Consider the following 19,697-nt stretch of genomic DNA (forward strand, 5'->3'; position numbering starts at 1 on the left):
GCAAAGCTTGCCTACATTCATATTTTCAATCGGGATAAATTATCTGCTAAAGATTTCGGCACACTAAGCATTGGCGTTGGTGTAAAACTATTCTAGTATAAATTCGCAATTGTCTTAAATACCGCCAAAAAATGCCGCTTTTACCCTTCCAGATACTGGAATACACCTTTAACTTTGATCAAGAAAAAGCAACGCGATGAATACAAAAAAAACCGATATTGAAAGTTACATTGCAGACTTTCCGGAAGAAACCAGAGCAAAACTTCAATTGATTCGGGAAGTCATTCAAAAAGCCGCACCGGGCGCTACAGAGAAAATAAGTTACGCCATACCTACTTTCGATTTGAAAGGAAATCTGGTACACTTTGCTGGCTATAAAAACCATATTGGCTTTTACCCCGGCAATGGTGGTATTGAAGCATTTAAGGAAGAAATTTCAAGTTATAAAAGTGCCAAAGGATCAGTACAATTTCCATTGAATGAACCGATACCAATAGATTTAGTAGCAAAAATCACTATGTTTAGAGTGGCTCAAAACCTGGAGAAAGCTGCACTAAAAACCAAAAAGAAAACAAGCTAATATTAAACAGAGCAAGTTTCGGGTGTTATAGCGTTTAAATCTAAAGTACTTTTGTTAAAATATCGATCATGAAAGCACAGGATGAAATAAACTTTAACAGAATTGCCAAAGCCATAAATTATATTCAGGCTAACTTTAAAAATCAACCCAGCCTGGAAGAAATTGCTGAAGAAGTAAACCTGAGTCCGTTTCACTTTCAGCGCCTGTTTAAAGATTGGGCCGGTACAACGCCGAAACGATTCTTGCAGTACATCAGCATCAGCTATGCGAAAAAGCTGCTACAGGAAAACGATAAAACCTTGTTTGATACAGCTGTAGAAACTGGCTTTTCTGGAAGCAGCAGATTACATGATTTGTTTATAAGCGTTGACGGCATGACTCCTGGAGAATATAAAAATGGTGGCGAAAACTTAAAAATAAATTACAGTTACTCCGCAACACCTTTTGGAAATATACTAACGGCATCAACAGATAAGGGCATTTGTCATATCGCATTTTATGATGATGAATTTGCTGCATTCGCTATTTTAAAAAGCAAATTCCCCGCAGCAAATTATCAACAATGTGAAACCCTGGAACACCAAAATGTACTGCAGATTTTCCATAAAGACTGGACGGAGATCAGTCAGATCAAGTTACATCTTAAAGGAACTGATTTTCAATTAAAAGTTTGGGAAGCGCTGCTCAAAATTCCGACAGGAAAGCTTTCAACTTACGGCATACTTGCAAAAAAAATTAATCAACCCAATGCATCACGAGCTGTTGGTACCGCAGTTGGCAGCAATCCTGTAGCATTTCTTATTCCCTGCCATCGTGTAATTCAAACAAGCGGTGCGCTTGGCGGTTATCATTGGGGAACAGATCGGAAAATGGCTATGATTGGTTGGGAAGCCTCATTAGCAGATACATTACAGCACCAAGATAAATGATCATTAAACATCAGGAAATATCCGCTTCAGAATTAAGAAAGAAGGTTAGAAACAGGCAGATTTGCTTTGGTGGAAATGCCGCTTTGAAGATATTTGGATTGCTAAGCTGTAAATCTGGTAAGCGAATGAAAGTTAAGAACCGGGTGTTTTTTAAGACAGAAAGTGATGCATTATCGTATGGCTATCGCCCTTATGGCCATTGCATGTACGCAAAATATACAAAATGGAATTATTCAGCAGCGCAATAGATACATCCAAAAATTTACTGCCATACAACGGTACCGTAAATTACTATGGAAAGCTTTTTTCATTGGAACAGGCCAATCATTACTTTGATGAGCTAATGAAAAATATCGAATGGAGAAATGATGAAGCCTATATTATGGGAAAACACATCATTACCAAAAGAAAAGTGGCCTGGTATGGCAACGAAGGTTATGCTTACACCTACTCTAAGGCTACCAAACATGCTTTGGCATGGACAAATACTTTGCTGGAGCTGAAAAATATTGCAGAAGAGAGAACAGGAACATTGTTCAACTCATGCTTACTTAACCTATATCATAATGGCGATGAGGGAATGGCTTATCACAGTGACGATGAAAAAACACTAGGTAAACATACGGCTATCGCATCAATGAGTTTTGGTGCAGAAAGAAGATTCTTATTTAAGCATAAGCAATCCAAAGAAACCGTTACGACATTTTTGGAACACGGAAGTTTGTTGGTGATGAAGGATGAAACACAATCGCATTGGTTACATCGATTACCACCAACAAAAAAAGTTAATATGCCACGGATAAACCTTACGTTCAGAACAATGGTTGTTTAGGCCAAAGGATCGTGAAATCGCTATTTTTTAAATTCGCTAATATCTACAATGCGGTCATCGTCAGGATTTTCCTTTAAAAATGAAGTTCCCCGACTGTTCTTTTGCCAGCTGTAGTTCTGCTGAATTTCGTTAACCATTGTTGCCGAGTTGAGTACACTTGCAGGAACAGGTAGGTTAAGTGTTTCTCCAGTCATATAATTTACCTGATACAAACCATCTTTTACAGCAAAAACCAGCGTGGTTTTATCTGATGAATAAAGAATAAACTTGCCTTGAATCAGCTCATTAGGATTTTTTCTTTTGATCTGATAAACTTTCCCCCTAACAGTAGCCACCACAAAGTCATTATTTACTACCAAAGTTGTGCGGGTAATCTCCTGCAGTCCCTTTGCAAAATCCTTGTCTCCCTTACCATTTGAAGCAATATTTAAAGCAACTGCATTTGGCACCCCTTCTTTAAGCGTGATGATATAAAATGGTGACAAGTCTCCAGCACCATCTTCTATCTGCACCAATACAGCTGTTTTTTGTGAATTAACAAATCTAGCCTCACGAAATTTATGCGCTACGGGTTTCGAACTCTCCTGAATATACAAAGTCGTATCTTTTAGTTTCACGCTGAAACCACCTGAGCTATCAGGGTTTTTATCATAAACATCTTCAATGCTTAGAATTTTATCTTTGTATTTCGGAAATTCATTGAAGTCATCCTGATCGGTAAAAGGCTTTGATACTAACGTTTTTTCTAATTTCCCGGAGCAGCTAAGTAAAAAAATAGACAGGAAAAAGGCGATGATTGTGTTTTTCATAAAAAGGAATAGCTTTAATTTTTAGCTAATTTATTATGTTTATGCTTAGTGATACAAGAAATGGCTGATAAAATTTTTGCTTAACAGAAAAAATACAATTTTGATAAATCTGAATATTATCCAATATGCTAAAACTAAATGTCAAAAACCACTATTTTAGCTAAGATAAACAACTGAAAATCTAATCATTGAGAATTATGTTAGTACAAGCCCTACTAGGTGAATTTCTTCAGGAAGCTGAAAGCACCCGAAAATTGCTAAACGCCATTCCTCAACACGTTCTGGAATATAAACCTTCTGAAAACTCGTGGACTACCGGGCAACTGGCCTGGCACATCGCTGAGATTTATAATTGGTATCCTTATACCGTTAAAGGTGCTGAATTTAACATGGATGACTACGAAGACGTAGAAAGGGATTATTCGGATATTGACAAAATAAGAGAAAGATTTGAACGTAATTTTAGCAAAGCAAAGGAAAGCCTTGAATCAATTACTGATGAAAACTTAGATGACTTGTGGAAGATGACGGTTGGGGGTCAGGTTGCTATTCCAGAAACGCCACGGGCACAAATCATAAGGGGTTTTTTAATGAACCACATTTACCATCACAGAGGTGAAATGATCGTTTATCTTCGCCTGAACGGATGTAAAATACCGGGATTATACGGGCCAACTTTTGAAGATGAGCAAGCCATGCAAGCTAAACAATAACTAATGAATGCCTTCATAGAAACAGAAAGATTAATACTTAGGGAATTGGAAATTACGGATGCCAGGGGAATGTTTGAAATGGATTCTGATCCTTTGGTGCATCGCTTTCTAGGGAATAATCCGGTTTCAACCATCAGTCAAAGCACTGCCGATATTGCTTTTATACAGGCACAATATCAGGAAAATGGGATTGGCCGATGGGCGGTAATGGAAAAAGATTCTAATCAGTTTATCGGTTGGAGTGGTTTGAAACTAATAAGAGATATCAATAACAACCACAGCAACTATTACGATATTGGTTACCGGTTTAATAGGAAGTTTTGGGGTAAGGGTTATGCCACTGAATCTGCCCGAGCTGCTATCGATTACGGCTTTGAGGAATTAAATTTGGATCAAATCATTGGCATCGCCGATGTAGAAAATCATGATTCTATTAAAGTTCTGGAAAAACTGGGTTTAAAAAAAATCAATGTATTTGATTATAAGGGACGGGATCATCATTGGTTGGAAACTGAAAAAAGATTTTAAGCTAAGCTTCCTCTTTTGAATCTGCTATTGCTTTTTTTCGTACATCCGACTCAAGGTTTCCCTGGAAACACCTAGATAAGCAGCGATGAGCTGCTTTGGAACAATGTTATAGAGCTGAGGATACATTTGCATCAACTCTTCATAACGGTATTTTGCATCATTGTTCATAAAAGATAACAGCCTTTTTTGAGCGGCGATGTATCCTTTATTGGAACGCCATCGAAAAAAGTATTCCATAGGATAAAATTCCCGGCAAAGTTTTTCACGGTCTTGATTAGACAGGCAAAGCACCTGAGTATCTGTTATGCAGTCAAGCATAAGCGTCGCCTTTACATCTAAATACAAAGCATTATAATCTGAGGCCCACCAATTGGTCATCGCGAACTGAAGAATAAACATTTTCTGTTCATCATTAAGATAAAATGTTTTAATGCAACCATCAAGCACAAAATATTCATAGTTCACGACATCGCCTATGTTAATGATAGATTCACCCTTCTTAAATGAAATAGGCTTAAAATGTGAAAACACGTAGTCAAAATCCTTTTCAGAAAGATCGATGGTTTGGCCAAGATGTGTTTTCAGAATATCTTGTGCGGTCATATCCTAAAGATGTTTGTAGGTACAAAGATAGCAATCCGTCTGTTATTCGCGTGCCGTCCTTATGCCTCCAATGTTGTGACTTACATCACAAACATCTCGTTCATTATGCATTGTGATCTAGGTCACAGCGTAATCCTAAAATTTTAAATCAATTTTGTTTCATCAAAACAAGGGATTCAAAAACGAGTTCACTATTTGAAATTAAAATTTAGAAATCATGACAAGTACAAACACTTTTAAAGTACTCATCGTACTTACTTCACACGACCAGCTTGGAGATACAGGCCTTAAAACAGGATTTTGGTCTGAAGAATTTGCAGGTCCGTATTATACATTGAAAGAGCATGGCGCTGAAATAACGTTGGCATCGCCTCTAGGCGGCCGTCCGCCACTCGATCCAAAAAGCGAACTTCCTGAATTTCAAACTGAAGCAACTAAACGTTTCGATGCTGATGAGGCTCTTCAGGAAAAACTTTCTCATACTTTAAAACTAAGTGAAGTTAATGCGGAGGATTTTGATGCCATTTTTTATCCAGGAGGCCACGGCCCACTTTGGGATTTAACCAATGACCCCGCATCGATCGCAATAATTGAATCATTTCACAGAAGCGGAAAACCAGTGGCTGCAGTTTGCCATGCCCCTGGCGTTTTAAGATATGTAAAAAATGAAGATGGCTCCCCATTGATAAACGGAAAAAAAGTTACTGGATTTGCAAACACCGAAGAAGAAGGTGTAAAACTGACCGATATCGTTCCATATTTGGTAGAGGATGAATTGAAAAAATTGGGTGGATTATATTCTAAAACAGATGACTGGGGAAGTTATGTGGTCCAAGATGGACAGCTGATTACAGGACAAAACCCTGGTTCATCAGTAGCTGTTGCAGATAAATTGATTGAATGGCTTAAAGAACATCATAAGTAATTGATTGCTGTATGGGAGCTTTTGAGGTTCCCATACAAATCGTTATGCAGCAAAACTGATTATCTTGGCGGTAAAGGCACGACTTGGGTAACCTGCATGGAAAGTACTTTCCATGCAGGTTTTTCTTTGACAAATACTGCGGTTATAAACTTGTAGTTTATATTGCCCTTTTTTATTACTCCCCCCGGAACCAAATAATCCTCCTTTGCAGTGAGTGTTTCTTTAATATGAATTATCGCTGAAACATCATTTAAAAATCTTGTATCCAATACATCCAACCTAACTTGTGTTGGTTTAATGCAACATTCATTTATCATTTGAAATTGTTTCATTATCTCAGCCTTTCCTTTCCAGAATGAACCAAGAAAATTGATCAACACAGCATCGTCTGAAAATGAATTTACATAAGCATTAATATCATTTTTATTCCAGTCAGACTCCTGCTTGGATATAATAAGCGTTAATGCCTGAGCTTTTTTATCCTGCGCAAATCCAGAAAAACAACAAATCATCAAAAGAAACCCTGATAATATTTTCATAAGTCATTAATATAAAGTCATTTAAGTTAATAAAATAAATTTATTTTATTGTCTAATGATCATTTTACTTCTTGGTTTAGTTTTTGATAAACAGAACTAAAATCTTAACACTATGAAAAATTTACTGATCTGCGGATTATTACTTTCTCTATTTTCTTCTTGCCTGGAAAAAATTGACCAGAAGAAACTTGCCCAAACTAAGTGGGAACTTACGGAACTCCCTGGCTTAACATTACCAGCAACAGCCAAGGCGACTTTGAATTTTGGCGATAGCCTTAAAGTAAGTGGAAAAGCTTTCTGTAATAGCTATGGCGGACAGGGAGAGATTATCGACAATAAACTGGCACTAAAAAATCTGTTCAGCACAAAGATGTTTTGTCAGGATTTAGATGCGGCCGAACGTGCTTACTTGCAGGCAATGAATCAGGTGAATACTGCAAAAATTGAAGGGAATCAGCTCTTTTTATCTAATGGAGAGAAAAATCTATTGACATTTAAAAAATTAGATTGATAACAATATCATATACAAAAGTCCGAAACAAACTATTTTAAGTAAATTCGGACTTTAGTTTATTTCCAAAGGATGCCATTAACCATCAAAGAAGATTTGAAGTTCTTTTTCTCAACGGCGAGAAATGCATTCATCTTATACCAAAAAAACGATCCCTTACGTTTAGCTGGGGCCACAGCTTTTTTCACAAATTTTGCTTTGCCACCAATCCTGATTATCCTAATTAGGTTATTTGGCATGTTTACCGATAGGAGAATGCTGGCCACGCATTTGTTCGAACGATTGGCTAGTATTCTCGATGAAGATAGCATCCAGCAAATCAGATCAACTTTAAGAAACATTCGTGGTATTGATCAGGCCTGGTACATTACGTTATTCAGTTTTGTATTTTTCCTTTTTGTAGCCACTACGCTTTTCAACGTAATTAAAAATTCTTTGGAGCAAATCTGGAATATTGGACAAAAAGACAAAAAAGGATTTTTGAACACAATGAAGTCCAGAGCAATCTCAGTTATCATTATTTTGCTCGCCGGAATTTTATTTTTTATAGGTTTACTAGCGGATAGTATTCAGGCAATTATTGGTGCGTATTTAAACACCAATTCTCCTTCTTTTGGATTAATACTCACCTCCATACTCAATCAAATTATATTCGTATTTATTGTAACTACCTGGTTTACGATGTTATTTAGATTTTTAACTAATGGAAGGCCAACGTGGAAAGCTGCACTTTCTGGCGGATTGCTTACAGGTTGTTTATTTACTGCCGGAAAATATATTTTAAGGATTTTATTACCACTCAGCAACATCAGTAACATTTACGGCTCTGCCGGATCATTGATTGTGATCATGTTATTTGTCTTTTATTCTTCGCTGATTTTTTACTTTGGTGCATCATATATTAAAGCACTCAGCATCGGAAGGGAAACGCCAATTATTCCTAAAAACGGTTCATTTGCTTATGAGATGACAGAAGTTGAGCTGGAGAAAAACGATTAAATTAAAAAGGCAAATCCATGGTAGATTTGCCTTTTTACTTATTTGAAATGCAGTTCGCTTAGAACAATCTATATCCTAAACCAACCGTAAACAGATTTAATTTTGTTCCGGGATAGCCGGCTTTGTTAAGTTTAGATAGGCCCAATTCATATCTGGCTTCAACACTTAATTTTTTTAAATCAACACCTGCCCCAAATTGCCATGCAATTGCCTGATTTTTGAAATTTGCTCTGAATACATTACCTGCCGCTTGTCCGAAACTCTGATTTTCATCTAAGATTAAAGAAAACATTGGACCTGTATTTAAGCGTACCCCAATTCCTGCAGCACCAAATTTAGTTCCTACTAACAAGGGAACATCAAGACTTGTAAAACTCACCTTGTTTACCTCTCCGGTGGCTTCACTAATTAAATCTGCTTTTTTGCCTGAAATATAAAGTTCAGGTTGGAAATGAATTCCTGCTGCACCAATTCTTGCCCAAACACCGCCATAAAATCCTGCCCGGTTATCACTTGCAAAGGTATTTTCTGAATCAAATTTAGAGAAATTGGCTCCTGCCTTTAATCCGAATTGAACTGAAGGTAAAACTTGCGCACTCGCAAAAAAGCAAACCATAAGTAAGGCCGCTGTTAAAGATAAAAATTTCATATTGGGAATGATTTAAGGTTGTTTAGCTTGTTGCATTGTTAATGGCTTCTTGTTCTTTCAAGGCCTCAACATTGTTTTTATTGCCAAAATTTTCCGTTTTGTTTGCAAAATAGTCTAAAATTGAAACAATCGTATCTAAATTATCTGACAATCTTTGGTGCATATCTCCCGCATCTTTCTCCAATCTGCTATCGCCCAACTCAATGTTATCCACTTCAATTTTACCAATCTTCTGAATAAGTGCCTGTTGTGAATTTTGTAAATCCTCAAGTTCACGCACAATCTTTTCCATTAATTCAAACTTCTTTAAAGTATTCATAGGTCTTATTATTTAATTTTTAAACTGTTTTATAATAAACCCCTACCTACTCAATTTGTTTTTATTTCAATTCATTTGGAATTCTGAAAAACAACTAATAAATTAGTTTAAAATTATTTCCTCATGAAAAAGCTACTGATTATCTGCATGTTATTTTCTCTCCAAGCCCTAGGTCAGGCACAGACTGTTGCAATTGATAAAGAAAAAATCTTTGATTTGTACCAGAATCAACGATATGCTGAAGCTGGAGAATATCTAAAAACAAGTTATAGTTCAGAAACAACAGATTTGAAGGCTTTAACGCAGATAGGTTATTGTTTTTTAATGGCCGGAAATAATGTGGAAGCTGAAAAATATTATGCAAAGGCGGATGCAATTCAGCCAGGAAATTTGCCTATTCTTTTTTCATTGGCCAGTATCAATACCAGACGAGGAAATACTGAAAAAGCCAAGTTGTATTACGGCAATATTGTAAAGCTTGATAGTAATAATTTTATCGTTTATAAACTTTTAGCGAATCTTTACCTTTCAGATAAAGATTCATTGAAAATGGTCTATCTGTTAAAGGCCAATAAATTGGTACCCACAGATGGAGATGTAGCGGCTGATCTTGCTGCTGTACACTCGGTTTACCAGAATTATGATCGGGCTTATGAAGTGTTGAATGTTGCGATAAAGGCAGATCCTGAAAATTTAGTTCTTCAACGGAGTAAGCTGCCGATAGCAAATCTGCTTAAAAAATATGATGAGGTGATTGCTAGTGGTGAATCATTGTTGAAAGATAATAAAGATGCCAGCGTAATTAAGGATCTTGCAAAGGCATATTACTATACCAAAAAATATGATAAAGCCGTTACGCTTTTTAGGCAACTGGAGGAAATGCTGATGCAGAATGAGAATACGCTTTATTTTACCACATTATCTTACCGGAATTTGAAAAACTATAAAATGGCAACCCTTTATGCGAAGAAAACAATAGACGAGGCCATTTCGCCAAATACTTCAAGCTACTACGCCTTGCTTGGCCTGGCTTACGAGGAGGATGAAAAATTTACGCTTGCTGATGCAGCTTACAAAAAAGGCTTACAGTTTAATTCAAATCCCAACTTGTATTATCGCCTTGCGACATTACATGATACTAAATTTAAGAGAAGTAAAAGCGCAATGAATTATTACCAACTTTATTTAAAAAGCAAGCCAAATCCAAAAAATGATGCAGAGGAAATCAAATTTGTGCAGGCAAGGATAGAACAGATGGCACTACTCACGAAGTAAGGTCTTCGAAAACAGGCTTTACATGATCCCAAAATTCATCAAGAGTGATAATTCTGGGTTTGAAAAACGAGATCAAATCCGGCCAGTGCTGCTGATTGAATACGCTTACTCCGTTGAGTGTTAAAGAAATCTGACTAACTGTTTTACCATATTCGTCGGTAAAGTCCCGGCTCCAGTCCCACTCCTCATTGATCATGTTAGTAAACATGAGTTTAAACTCCTCAAACTGATCAAATATCAAATGTCTGATCTCAGCATCTGGATGGGTGAGCTGAATGGAAATGATCGCCTGTTTATTGGTCACATCCATTTTAAAGAAGATGTTTTTTACACCTGTTTTGTAGTTTACCCAATGAACAGTTGAGCCACTGGCAGAAGGAACAGGTTTCATATACTGCCCAAAACTGATCCAAAATTGTTGCCTTAGCCTCGCTGCCTCGTCTTTACTATACATATATTACCATGGCTATAGCGCCTGAAATTACTACAGGCTTTTAGCAAGCTGCAATATTATAACATTAATATTTGTATTCAAAATGGTAATCTCCCGAACCGATTTTCTCCTTTCTATCAGTATTGGGCAGCAACACAGTGGCGGTTGAGTTTGGCGGAACGGAAACATCAAGTTTGAAAACACCATTTTGCAAAGTCCATGATGATTTAACTTTACCATAAACAGTTTGCAGTTCGCCAGTTGCACTGGATAATTTTCCGCCAGGTTTGGGAGCGATTAGTATTTCTTTGTAACCCGGGTTTTCCGCTACGGGATTAATTCCTGCGATATTTTTATACATCCAATCGCCAATGGCACCATAGGCGTAATGATTAAATGAATTCATATCTGCCGTTTGGAAGGTTCCATCTTGTTTAATGCCGTCCCATCTTTCCCATATGGTAGTCGCCCCCATTTTCACAGGATATAACCAGGAAGGATAGCTTTCCTGCATCAATAAATCGTAAGCAACGTTATCATAACTAAATTTACTTAACACATGACATAAGTAAGGCGTACCTAAAAAGCCCGTCGTTAAATGGTTGCCGTAATCTCTGATGTTCTGAACCAGTCTTTCTGCTGCCTGTTTTCTATTTGCTTCTGGTAGCATATCAAATTGTAAAGCTAAAACGTAAGCTGTTTGCGTATTAGATGCGAGTTTACCATTTGCAGTCATATTCTCATTCACGTAAGCTTGTTTACTTCGTTTTAGAAGTGCTTCATATTTGCTCACTTCATCATTTTTCCCTAAAACCCTTGCCGCATTAATGAGCAATTGTGTAGAATGTGCATAAAAAGTTTGGGCAATCATATACTTGTCGGTTACTGCTGCTCTGCCGTCGTTATCATCATTCGGGCGATAAAAAAGCCAATCGCCAAAGTGAGAGCCGGTGTTCCACAAGTCGTTTTTTGCTACGGAAGAAATATAATCCACCCATTTTTTCATGCTTGGATATTGTGCCGATAAAATGCCTTTATCGCCGTAAGCCAAATACATATCCCAAGGAATAATGGTGGCAACATCCGCCCAGCCGGCAGAACCAGCATCTCTCTTGGTAAGCACATTCGGCACCACGTATGGTACACTGCCATTTTCCAATTGATCTGCTGAAACATCTTTCATCCATTTGGTAAAAAACCCAGCTACATCCATATTAAAGGCTGCTGTATTGGCAAAAGCTTGTGCATCTCCGGTCCATCCTAAACGCTCATCTCTTTGTGGGCAATCAGTAGGTACATCAACAAAATTGCCTTTTTGCCCCCATTGAATATTATGCTGTAGTTGATTAATTAAGGCATTTGAACTGGTAAAAGTTCCGGTCGTGTTCATATCAGAATACAATGCGACAGCGGTTAACGCATCAGCTGTAAGTTCGCCAGGATAACCATCTATCTTTACGTACCTAAATCCCTGAAAGGAGAAATGTGGTTCAAAGATTTGGGCTACATTTCCTTTTAAAATATACTGGTTGGTCTGTTTTGCAGAGCGAAGATTGGTGGTGTAAAAATTACCTGCCTTATCTAACACTTCAGCATGGCTGATGCTAATTTTTGTACCTGAAGCTCCCTTCGCATTCAACATCACCCAACCCACCAGGTTCTGGCCGAAATCAACAACCGTTTCTCCCAGTGGAGTTTTAAAAATTTTAACCGGTTTAAAAGTTTCATGTTTTCTTACAGGCGGTCCACTCATCCCAACCAACTTTTCATTGCCTTTCGGGATAATTCTTACGGCTTTCCAGGATGAATTTCCCTTGAAACCTACCCGATCCCAACCGGGTTGTTCTTGCCTGGCATCATAGGTTTCGCCGTTGTAAATATCAGAATATAAGATGGGGCCATTTGCACTTTTCCAGGTATCATCAGTAATAAAAATTTCTTTAGTTCCATCCGTATAAGTTACTTCTAACTGAAAAAGCAGTGCCCTGGTATCACCGTAAAACTTATTCTGCCCAGCAAAACCGATGTTCCCCTTGTACCACCCATTTCCTAATGAAATACCAAAAGCATTCCATCCGGTTTTTAATAAATTTGTTAAATCATAAGCCTGGTATTGGATATGATCTTTGTAGCTGGTCCATCCGGGGGCAAAATAATGATCGCTGATTCTGTTTCCGTTCAAGTGCGCTTCATAAAGTCCTTTCGAAGTGATAAAAGCCATGGCGTTTCTAACCTTTTTGCTGACATTAAATTCCTTTCTAATCATCGGACTGCTTGCAGCGGTATCATTTCCGGCAACGGTAACCCAGTTCGAAACCCAGTCTTCCGTTTTTAAGCCTGTTTGGAAAAATTGAACCGTAGACCATTTTGAAGTATTCCCATGGTTATCTTTCACCCTTACCTGCCAGTAATATCTGGTATTAGATTTTAAATCGGCGCCGCTATAGGGAATTAATACAGACTGATCATTATTTTCTTTAGTACTCCAAACCTGTTTTTTTTCGATTGACTCATTCAGTCCCACACGGATCTCATAGGAGGTTTGCATCGTATTTTTGACACTGGAAACTATCTTCCAGCTAAACCTGGGATGTGCATCATCAATAGTAAAAGGATTTACTAAATGCTCAACAGTTAAATCTTCAACGGCAATTTTTTGAGAAAATCCTGCTACTGAGGCGAAGATAAGAAAAGCAAAAACAGCTGTAAATCTGGGCATTAATGAAGATGGATTCATATAGGTTGGCTCAATTTGGTTTGAATATACGATAATGGCGAATATCAAACGGCTAACTGTCCTGTACTGTTATGAACCAAAAACAAAGAAGCCCCGGTTAACTATTACCGAGGCTTCTTTGCTATAAAATTTTTACTTTAATTTATTTGTTTTCCATTAAACGGGCAACATATTTTCCAATGATATCAAATTCCAAATTTACAGCATCGCCAACCTGCACCTGGTGTAAATTAGTATGTTCGAAAGTGTAGGGTATAATGAAAACTGAAAACTCATCAGCTTGTGAATTCACAACGGTTAAACTAATTCCGTTTACGCATGCAGAACCTTTTTCAACGGTTACGTTCCCGGCGGAAGCGTCGTATTTAAACCGATATTCCCAGCTGCCGTCCAGTTCTTCCCTTTTTATACAAACTGCAGTTTGATCAACGTGCCCCTGAACAATATGGCCATCAAGGCGGGCATTCATTTGCATGCAACGTTCCAGATTGATTTTACTGCCGACTTTTAAATCGCCAAGATTAGTCTTTTTCAGCGTTTCATCGATAGCAGTTACAGTATGTGTATCATCGTTTAAGGCTACCACTGTTAAGCAAACACCGTTATGTGCTACGCTTTGATCTATTTTAAGCTCATGACTAATGGCTGAGGAAATGGTGAAATGTACGTTAGTATGATCGTTTTTGATGGCTTTTACTTCGCCTAGATTTTCTATTATTCCGGTAAACATTCTTTAATATTTAATTCTGTTTTTTCTCCAATCAGATGTTTTTACAATCATTTTATCTCCCGCTTGCCTACTTTCTTTCTGATCGAAAAGCTGAGCAGCAATCAATGCAGCAATCATTGCCTCCTGCTTATCAGCCTTTTCCAAACTTTCCGGATTAAAATATTTACTGACAAAGTGTGTATCAAAAGCACCTGATCTAAAAGCATCATGTTGCATGACAAATTTACCAAAAGCCAGCGTTGTTTCTATCCCGGTAATATCATATTCTTCAATTGCCCTGATCATTCTATCAATTGCCTCTTCCCTATCCTTTCCGTAGGTGATTAGTTTGGCAATCATTGGATCATAATAAATAGGAACTTCCATTCCCTGTTCAAAACCATCATCAACCCTTACCCCATTGCCTTTTGGTGTTTTGTAGGTTTTCAATGTACCAATATCCGGAAGGAAATTATTGTTAGGATCTTCGGCATACACCCTCAATTCTACAGCATGACCATTTATTTTTAGATCATCCTGTCTAAAACTCAAGGGCTCTCCTGATGCAATTCGGATCTGTTCTTTAACCAGATCAATTCCTGTAATGAGTTCGGTAACGGGATGTTCTACCTGCAACCTTGTATTCATCTCTAAAAAAAAGAAATCGAGGTTTTCATCCAGAATAAATTCCACCGTTCCAGCCCCCGTATAATTAACCGAACGAGCCACATCAACAGCACATTTACCCATCTTAGCCCTGATTTCTGGCGTTAACACTGATGATGGTGCTTCTTCTACAACTTTTTGATGCCGCCTTTGAACAGAGCATTCGCGTTCAAAAAGATGTACGATGTTTCCATGTTGATCTCCAAGCACCTGAATTTCGATATGCCGTGGAGAAGTTACGTAACGCTCGATGAAAACTGCGCCATCGCCAAAAGCTGAAGTAGCCTCGCTTACTGCTAATTGCATTTGTTCTTCGAAATCATCTACCTGTTCAACAATCCGCATGCCTTTGCCGCCACCACCGGCAGCGGCTTTAATTAAAATCGGAAATCCCACTTCAACGGCCCGCTGTTTGGCTTCTCCTATATCTTTTATTGCTTCTTCAGTTCCAGGAACCATCGGAATATTGTATTTCAAGGCCGCAGCTTTTGCCGATAATTTATTACCCATAATTTGCATGGCCTCTGGCGAGGGACCAACTAAAATTAACCTGGCATCCGCAACCTGCTGAGCAAAACCTGCATTTTCTGATAAAAATCCATATCCGGGATGGATAGCCGTAGCGCCGGTTTCCTGGCAGGCTTCGATGATTTTTTCTCCAACTAAGTAGCTTTGATTAGAAGGGGCTGGACCAATACAAACTGCTTCATCTGCATAGCGCACATGCAAAGCATCGCGGTCTGCCTCCGAAAAAACAGCGACGGTTCGGATGCCCATTTCTTTTGCAGAACGCATAATACGCAGGGCAATTTCACCGCGGTTCGCAATTAGTAATTTAGAAATTTGAGTTTCGGATTTTTTAAACATTTGGCTATTCACTAAGAATTATACTAAAATCAACTTGGTTACAAATGCAAAATGATTTCGATGGCTTCATCAATCATAGATTGACTCAAATCTAAATGCGTTACCAATCTGATGGTACTTGCACTCGTGGTATTGCAATGTAAACCTTTTTCTTTTAATTGATCAACGAATTTTTGTGCACTTCCTGGTGCAACTTCGAAAACCAAAATATTGGTTTCAACAGGCATAATCGATTTTACATAACTTGTTTTAGCCAGCGCTACTGCCAGGGCTTTGGCGTGGTCATGATCTACTTTCAGGCGCTCTACATGGTGATCAATGGCGTAAATACCTGCTGCAGCTAAAAAACCGGCCTGGCGCATACCGCCACCAAAGGCCTTTCTAATCTTTCTGGCTTTTTTAATCATCTCTTTACTGCCAAGCAAAACAGAACCAACAGGTGCCCCAAGTCCTTTAGATAGGCAAACTGAAATTCCATCAAAGTACTTACCATAAGCACTTGCTTTATCGCCTGTGGCCACCAAGGCATTAAAAACACGGGCACCATCTAAATGCAATTTCAAACCTTTAATGTTACATAAATGATGAATAGGTGCGATTTGATTTAACGTATAACATTTGCCGCCGCCTTTATTTACGGTATTCTCTAAAACCACCAAACTCGAATTTGGGTAATGGATATTATCTTCATTAATCTCGGGCTCGATTAATTCAGGCGTTAATATCCCACGCTCACCATTCAGCAGCCTTACCGAAGCCGCAGAGTGAAAAGCGATACCTCCGATTTCGTAGCGATAAACATGTGCCGTTTGGTCGCAGATTACCTCATCCATTGGCTGGGTGAAACATTTTATGGCGATCTGATTAGTCATGGTGCCAGACGGGCAGAATAATCCTGCCTCCATATTAAACATTGTAGACAGTTTTTGTTCGAGTGCCGCCACCGTTTCATCTTCACCAAAAACATCGTCGCCCACTTTGGCGCTCATCATGGCATCCAGCATGCCCGCTGTGGGCTTAGTCACCGTATCACTTCTGAAGTCTAAAAATCTGCTGTTCATTTCAATATTAATTGTAAAATATTTCTGACGATTAAAAAAAAGACCAATGCCTTTTCGAGTATAATTTTAAGGTTTTTAGGCCATTAAACGCTGTATATAGTGTATTTTTTACACACTTAAATTTTCACAACAACAAATTGTTAAAAAATTATTAAAAAAAAAGAATACAAAATATAAGAGTTTTTATACTTTTATCGTGCTAAAACCAAAAATAAATAAAATGATAGTAATTGCAGACGGCGGATCTACCAAAACAAATTGGTGCTTGATTAACGAGGCCGGCAGAAAAATTTACTTTAACACCGAGGGTTACAATCCTTATTTTTCTAAGGGAGAATATATTGTAAAGTCTTTGAATGAAACTCTTCCAGACCACTTGGAAAGAGAAAAACTAACGGGAGTTTACTATTACGGTGCCGGATGTTCAACCCCGGGTAACGTAAAAATCGTTGCTGATGCAATGAAGCAGGTTTTTACAAATGCTGAAATTTTTGTTGGTCATGATCTTCTTGCCTCTTGCAGAGCACTTCTTGGAAACGAGCCAGGATTTGCCGCTATTTTAGGTACGGGAACCAATTCATGCCTATACGATGGAACTGACATCACTTTAAATATTGATTCTTTAGGTTACTTTTTAGGTGATGAAGGTAGTGGCTCTTACATCGGTAAGCGTATTTTGAGCGATTACATGAAAGGTTACATGCCGAAAGGTTTACGTGAAGCGTTTTATGATAATTATGCTTTAACTAACGAAGACATTTTCGATAACATTTATAATAAACCATTGCCAAACCGTTTTTGTGCAAGCTTTAGTAAATTTTTATACGATTTTAAAGATAACTACGAAGATTACGCTTTTAGCACAATCGATTATGCCTTTACCTCATTTTTCGAGGCTTTGGTTATTCACTACCCGAATTATAAAGATCATAAATTAAATTGTGTAGGTTCTGTAGGTTACAGTTTCCGTGATATTTTAAGTATTGTTGCCGATCGCTATGAAATGGGTGTTGGCAAAATCATCCGTTCACCTATAGATGATTTGGTTCATTATCATTTAGAATTGGCTCCTAAAAAAGCTTAGTCTAGACGCTTAGGTCACAAAAAAACCGATTTGAATCCCAAATCGGTTTTTTTTATGCTAAAAAGTTATCAGCTCGCTTTATGGTCTTTCGACTTTTTACTATCTACTTTATACTGTTTACTTTCTACTTTTCACTGTCTACTTAAAAAGAAATTTCCTTTCCAAAAAGCTTCGCATATTTTCGCTTATCGAAACGATACAAGGTAGCAGCCCTGTAAGAAACGCCTTTTTGTTTTTCGTCTAGTTCTTTTAATACGCCAAAGCTTACAATCTTTTTCCTGAAATTTCTTTTGTCTAGCTTTTTACCTAGTACCAACTCATAAACATGTTGCAATTGCGTCAGGGTGAATTTTTCTGGCAATAACTCAAACGCAATTGGCTGGTGTTTAATACGACGCTTGATTTTCTCAAGGCCTTTATCATAAATCTTTTGGTGATCGAAAGCAAGTTTAGGTAAATCAGTTATCGGCAACCAGTTGGCTCGTTTTGCATAATTACTAATCGGACGAACCTCTTTATCTCCACCCAAACGGATCAAAGCATAATAAGCTAAAGTGATTACCCTGCCCTGGGGGTGCCTGTTTGGATCGCCGAAGGCATAATATTGTTCCATGAAAATACCACGTAAACCAGTAAGTTCATATAAAATCCGGGCGGCCGATTGATCTAAACTTTCATCAGCACCAACAATGTTACCGGGCAATGCCCACCAATCTTTAAATGGTTCTTCATTCCTTTCGATGAGCAGGATTTTAAGTTCCTTACCATCAAATCCAAACAAAACGCAATCTATCGAGAATACTGAATCTAAATGAGGTAAAATTTGTTCCAAGGTAAAATTTAGTTATTTTAAGCAGATAAAGGTATGACTTTCAATATTAAGTAAAAAAATAAAAAAAATTACTTAGTGTAAAAATTACACACTATATTCGTATCATAGATGAAGCCAAATATTAAAAATATAGCTGTACTTACTTCTGGTGGCGATGCCCCAGGAATGAATGCCGCAATCAGAGCTGTTGTACGTACCGGAATATATCATGGCATCAATATGTTTGGTGTAATGCAAGGATATCAAGGACTAATTACTGACAACATAAAACCAATGGACGCCCGATCTGTAAGCAATATTTTACACTTGGGCGGAACGATATTAAAAACGGCACGTTGCCTTGAATTTAAAACTGACGAAGGGCAACAAATTGCATACAATAACTTAAAGAAAAATGATATTGATGGACTAGTGGTGATTGGTGGAGATGGTACTTTTACCGGTGCTAAAAGATTTTCTGAAACTTTTGGCGTGAAGGTAATTGGTATTCCGGGCACCATTGATAATGATTTAGTTGGATCTGACTTTACATTGGGTTACGACACCGCCATTAATACAGTAATTGAAGCGATTGATAAAATCAGAGATACTGCTGATGCACACGACCGTTTATTCTTCATCGAGGTAATGGGAAGAGATTCTGGCTGTATTGCCTTAAGAAGTTCAATTGCCAGCGGGGCTGAAGCTGTGCTTTTACCTGAAAAAGAAACCAGCGTAAATGATCTGATTGATAAACTTGCTTTAGGCGCTGCAACTAAAAAATCATCGAGTATTGTGATTGTTGCCGAAGGGCATAAACAAGGAGGTGCTTATGATATTGCAAAAAAAGTAAAAGAAACTTTTGATCATTACGATACAAAGGTTACAATACTCGGCCATTTACAACGTGGCGGAAGTCCGAGCAGTTTCGATCGGATTTTAGGCAGCCGTTTAGGTTTTGCCGCAGTTAACGCTTTAATTGCAGGAGAAACGGAACAAATGGTAGGATTAAAAGGAAATGAAATTAAGTTGACTAGTATAAAAGAGGCATTATCATCGCACAGCTTTAAACTGGAACCCGATTTAATGGAAATGACCGAAGTTTTATCCATTTAAGT

General features: G+C 37.9%; 23 protein-coding genes. 12 read left to right on the forward strand and 11 right to left on the reverse strand.

The features are described from left to right. The first annotated feature begins 196 nt into the window (after nucleotides 1-196). The 4 genes from ON09_RS05010 to ON09_RS05025 all read left to right on the forward strand — a co-directional run bounded on the left by ON09_RS05010 (nucleotide 197) and on the right by ON09_RS05025 (nucleotide 2,341). A complete protein-coding gene (locus tag ON09_RS05010; RefSeq protein ID WP_010599966.1) occupies nucleotides 197-580 on the forward strand; it encodes an iron chaperone in 384 nt (127 codons plus the stop codon). Nucleotides 581-648: 68 nt separating this feature from the next. Continuing rightward, on the forward strand, nucleotides 649-1,509 hold the full coding sequence (locus tag ON09_RS05015) for a methylated-DNA--[protein]-cysteine S-methyltransferase (protein ID WP_010599967.1): 861 nt from the start codon (nucleotides 649-651) through the stop codon (nucleotides 1,507-1,509). Beyond that, complete coding sequence (locus tag ON09_RS05020; RefSeq protein ID WP_010599968.1) at nucleotides 1,506-1,757, forward strand: Ada metal-binding domain-containing protein; 252 nt, start codon at nucleotides 1,506-1,508, stop codon at nucleotides 1,755-1,757. Before ON09_RS05015 ends, ON09_RS05020 begins: the two co-directional genes overlap by 4 nt. Beyond that, the gene (locus ON09_RS05025) at nucleotides 1,733-2,341 is read left to right on the forward strand and encodes an alpha-ketoglutarate-dependent dioxygenase AlkB family protein (protein ID WP_010599969.1); all 609 of its coding nucleotides are present in this window, start codon (nucleotides 1,733-1,735) and stop codon (nucleotides 2,339-2,341) included. Before ON09_RS05020 ends, ON09_RS05025 begins: the two co-directional genes overlap by 25 nt. A gap of 20 nt (nucleotides 2,342-2,361) precedes the next feature. Here ON09_RS05025 and ON09_RS05030 read toward each other — a convergent pair whose 3' ends face one another. Next, nucleotides 2,362-3,150 (reverse strand): hypothetical protein, encoded by a 789-nt coding sequence (locus ON09_RS05030; RefSeq protein WP_010599970.1) that lies wholly within the window; start codon nucleotides 3,148-3,150, stop codon nucleotides 2,362-2,364. 197 nt (nucleotides 3,151-3,347) lie between these two features. Here ON09_RS05030 and ON09_RS05035 point away from each other — a divergent pair, with 197 nt between their 5' ends. Together ON09_RS05035 and ON09_RS05040 are read left to right on the forward strand one after the other, a co-directional pair. After that, nucleotides 3,348-3,863 (forward strand): DinB family protein, encoded by a 516-nt coding sequence (locus ON09_RS05035; protein ID WP_010599971.1) that lies wholly within the window; start codon nucleotides 3,348-3,350, stop codon nucleotides 3,861-3,863. Nucleotides 3,864-3,866: 3 nt separating this feature from the next. Next, nucleotides 3,867-4,391, forward strand: coding sequence for a GNAT family N-acetyltransferase (locus tag ON09_RS05040; protein ID WP_010599972.1), 525 nt, complete (start codon nucleotides 3,867-3,869; stop codon nucleotides 4,389-4,391). 24 nt (nucleotides 4,392-4,415) lie between these two features. On the opposite strand, the gene ON09_RS05045 is transcribed toward ON09_RS05040, so the two are convergent. Then, on the reverse strand, nucleotides 4,416-4,994 hold the full coding sequence (locus tag ON09_RS05045; RefSeq protein ID WP_010599973.1) for a Crp/Fnr family transcriptional regulator: 579 nt from the start codon (nucleotides 4,992-4,994) through the stop codon (nucleotides 4,416-4,418). 217 nt (nucleotides 4,995-5,211) lie between these two features. Between ON09_RS05045 and ON09_RS05050 the strand changes: the two genes are divergently transcribed. After that, nucleotides 5,212-5,919, forward strand: a complete 708-nt coding sequence (locus tag ON09_RS05050; protein WP_010599974.1) for a type 1 glutamine amidotransferase domain-containing protein — start codon at nucleotides 5,212-5,214, stop codon at nucleotides 5,917-5,919. 59 nt (nucleotides 5,920-5,978) lie between these two features. On the opposite strand, the gene ON09_RS05055 is transcribed toward ON09_RS05050, so the two are convergent. Next, nucleotides 5,979-6,458: an SgcJ/EcaC family oxidoreductase gene (locus ON09_RS05055; protein ID WP_010599975.1), complete on the reverse strand. Its 480-nt coding sequence runs from the start codon at nucleotides 6,456-6,458 to the stop codon at nucleotides 5,979-5,981. 112 nt (nucleotides 6,459-6,570) lie between these two features. Between ON09_RS05055 and ON09_RS05060 the strand changes: the two genes are divergently transcribed. Further along, nucleotides 6,571-6,969: an META domain-containing protein gene (locus ON09_RS05060; RefSeq protein ID WP_010599976.1), complete on the forward strand. Its 399-nt coding sequence runs from the start codon at nucleotides 6,571-6,573 to the stop codon at nucleotides 6,967-6,969. Nucleotides 6,970-7,041: 72 nt separating this feature from the next. Next, nucleotides 7,042-7,968 (forward strand): YihY/virulence factor BrkB family protein, encoded by a 927-nt coding sequence (locus ON09_RS05065; protein ID WP_010599977.1) that lies wholly within the window; start codon nucleotides 7,042-7,044, stop codon nucleotides 7,966-7,968. A 58-nt stretch (nucleotides 7,969-8,026) separates the two neighbouring features. On the opposite strand, the gene ON09_RS05070 is transcribed toward ON09_RS05065, so the two are convergent. Further along, nucleotides 8,027-8,617: a porin family protein gene (locus tag ON09_RS05070; protein ID WP_010599978.1), complete on the reverse strand. Its 591-nt coding sequence runs from the start codon at nucleotides 8,615-8,617 to the stop codon at nucleotides 8,027-8,029. A 22-nt stretch (nucleotides 8,618-8,639) separates the two neighbouring features. Next, on the reverse strand, nucleotides 8,640-8,936 hold the full coding sequence (locus tag ON09_RS05075; RefSeq protein WP_010599979.1) for a hypothetical protein: 297 nt from the start codon (nucleotides 8,934-8,936) through the stop codon (nucleotides 8,640-8,642). Nucleotides 8,937-9,059: 123 nt separating this feature from the next. Between ON09_RS05075 and ON09_RS05080 the strand changes: the two genes are divergently transcribed. Further along, nucleotides 9,060-10,211: a tetratricopeptide repeat protein gene (locus tag ON09_RS05080; protein WP_029204123.1), complete on the forward strand. Its 1,152-nt coding sequence runs from the start codon at nucleotides 9,060-9,062 to the stop codon at nucleotides 10,209-10,211. Here the strand turns inward: ON09_RS05080 and ON09_RS05085 are convergent. The 5 genes from ON09_RS05085 to ON09_RS05105 all read right to left on the reverse strand — a co-directional run bounded on the left by ON09_RS05085 (nucleotide 10,201) and on the right by ON09_RS05105 (nucleotide 16,684). Then, on the reverse strand, nucleotides 10,201-10,665 hold the full coding sequence (locus ON09_RS05085; RefSeq protein ID WP_010599981.1) for a DUF4268 domain-containing protein: 465 nt from the start codon (nucleotides 10,663-10,665) through the stop codon (nucleotides 10,201-10,203). The genes ON09_RS05080 and ON09_RS05085 overlap by 11 nt on opposite strands. A 64-nt stretch (nucleotides 10,666-10,729) precedes the next feature. Beyond that, entirely contained in the window at nucleotides 10,730-13,381 is a 2,652-nt protein-coding gene (locus tag ON09_RS05090) for a glycoside hydrolase family 78 protein (RefSeq protein ID WP_010599982.1), read from the reverse strand. A 142-nt stretch (nucleotides 13,382-13,523) separates the two neighbouring features. Continuing rightward, nucleotides 13,524-14,111, reverse strand: a complete 588-nt coding sequence (locus ON09_RS05095; RefSeq protein ID WP_010599983.1) for a riboflavin synthase — start codon at nucleotides 14,109-14,111, stop codon at nucleotides 13,524-13,526. A 3-nt stretch (nucleotides 14,112-14,114) separates the two neighbouring features. Beyond that, nucleotides 14,115-15,623: an acetyl-CoA carboxylase biotin carboxylase subunit gene (gene accC / locus ON09_RS05100; RefSeq protein ID WP_010599984.1), complete on the reverse strand. Its 1,509-nt coding sequence runs from the start codon at nucleotides 15,621-15,623 to the stop codon at nucleotides 14,115-14,117. Between the two features lie 38 nt (nucleotides 15,624-15,661). Then, nucleotides 15,662-16,684 (reverse strand): threonine aldolase family protein, encoded by a 1,023-nt coding sequence (locus tag ON09_RS05105; RefSeq protein ID WP_010599985.1) that lies wholly within the window; start codon nucleotides 16,682-16,684, stop codon nucleotides 15,662-15,664. 220 nt (nucleotides 16,685-16,904) lie between these two features. On the opposite strand from ON09_RS05105, the gene ON09_RS05110 reads away from it, so the two are divergent. Then, nucleotides 16,905-17,768, forward strand: coding sequence for an N-acetylglucosamine kinase (locus tag ON09_RS05110; protein ID WP_010599986.1), 864 nt, complete (start codon nucleotides 16,905-16,907; stop codon nucleotides 17,766-17,768). A 142-nt stretch (nucleotides 17,769-17,910) separates the two neighbouring features. Here the strand turns inward: ON09_RS05110 and ON09_RS05115 are convergent, their stop codons facing one another. Beyond that, nucleotides 17,911-18,600 carry an NUDIX hydrolase gene (locus ON09_RS05115; protein WP_010599987.1) on the reverse strand — a complete coding sequence of 230 codons (690 nt, stop codon included), beginning with the start codon at nucleotides 18,598-18,600 and terminating at the stop codon, nucleotides 17,911-17,913. Between the two features lie 108 nt (nucleotides 18,601-18,708). Between ON09_RS05115 and pfkA the strand changes: the two genes are divergently transcribed. Further along, on the forward strand, nucleotides 18,709-19,695 hold the full coding sequence (pfkA, locus tag ON09_RS05120) for a 6-phosphofructokinase (RefSeq protein ID WP_010599988.1): 987 nt from the start codon (nucleotides 18,709-18,711) through the stop codon (nucleotides 19,693-19,695). Nucleotides 19,696-19,697 lie beyond the last annotated feature (2 nt).

The organism is Pedobacter agri PB92 (assembly GCF_000258495.1).
Taxonomy (GTDB): domain Bacteria; phylum Bacteroidota; class Bacteroidia; order Sphingobacteriales; family Sphingobacteriaceae; genus Pedobacter; species Pedobacter agri.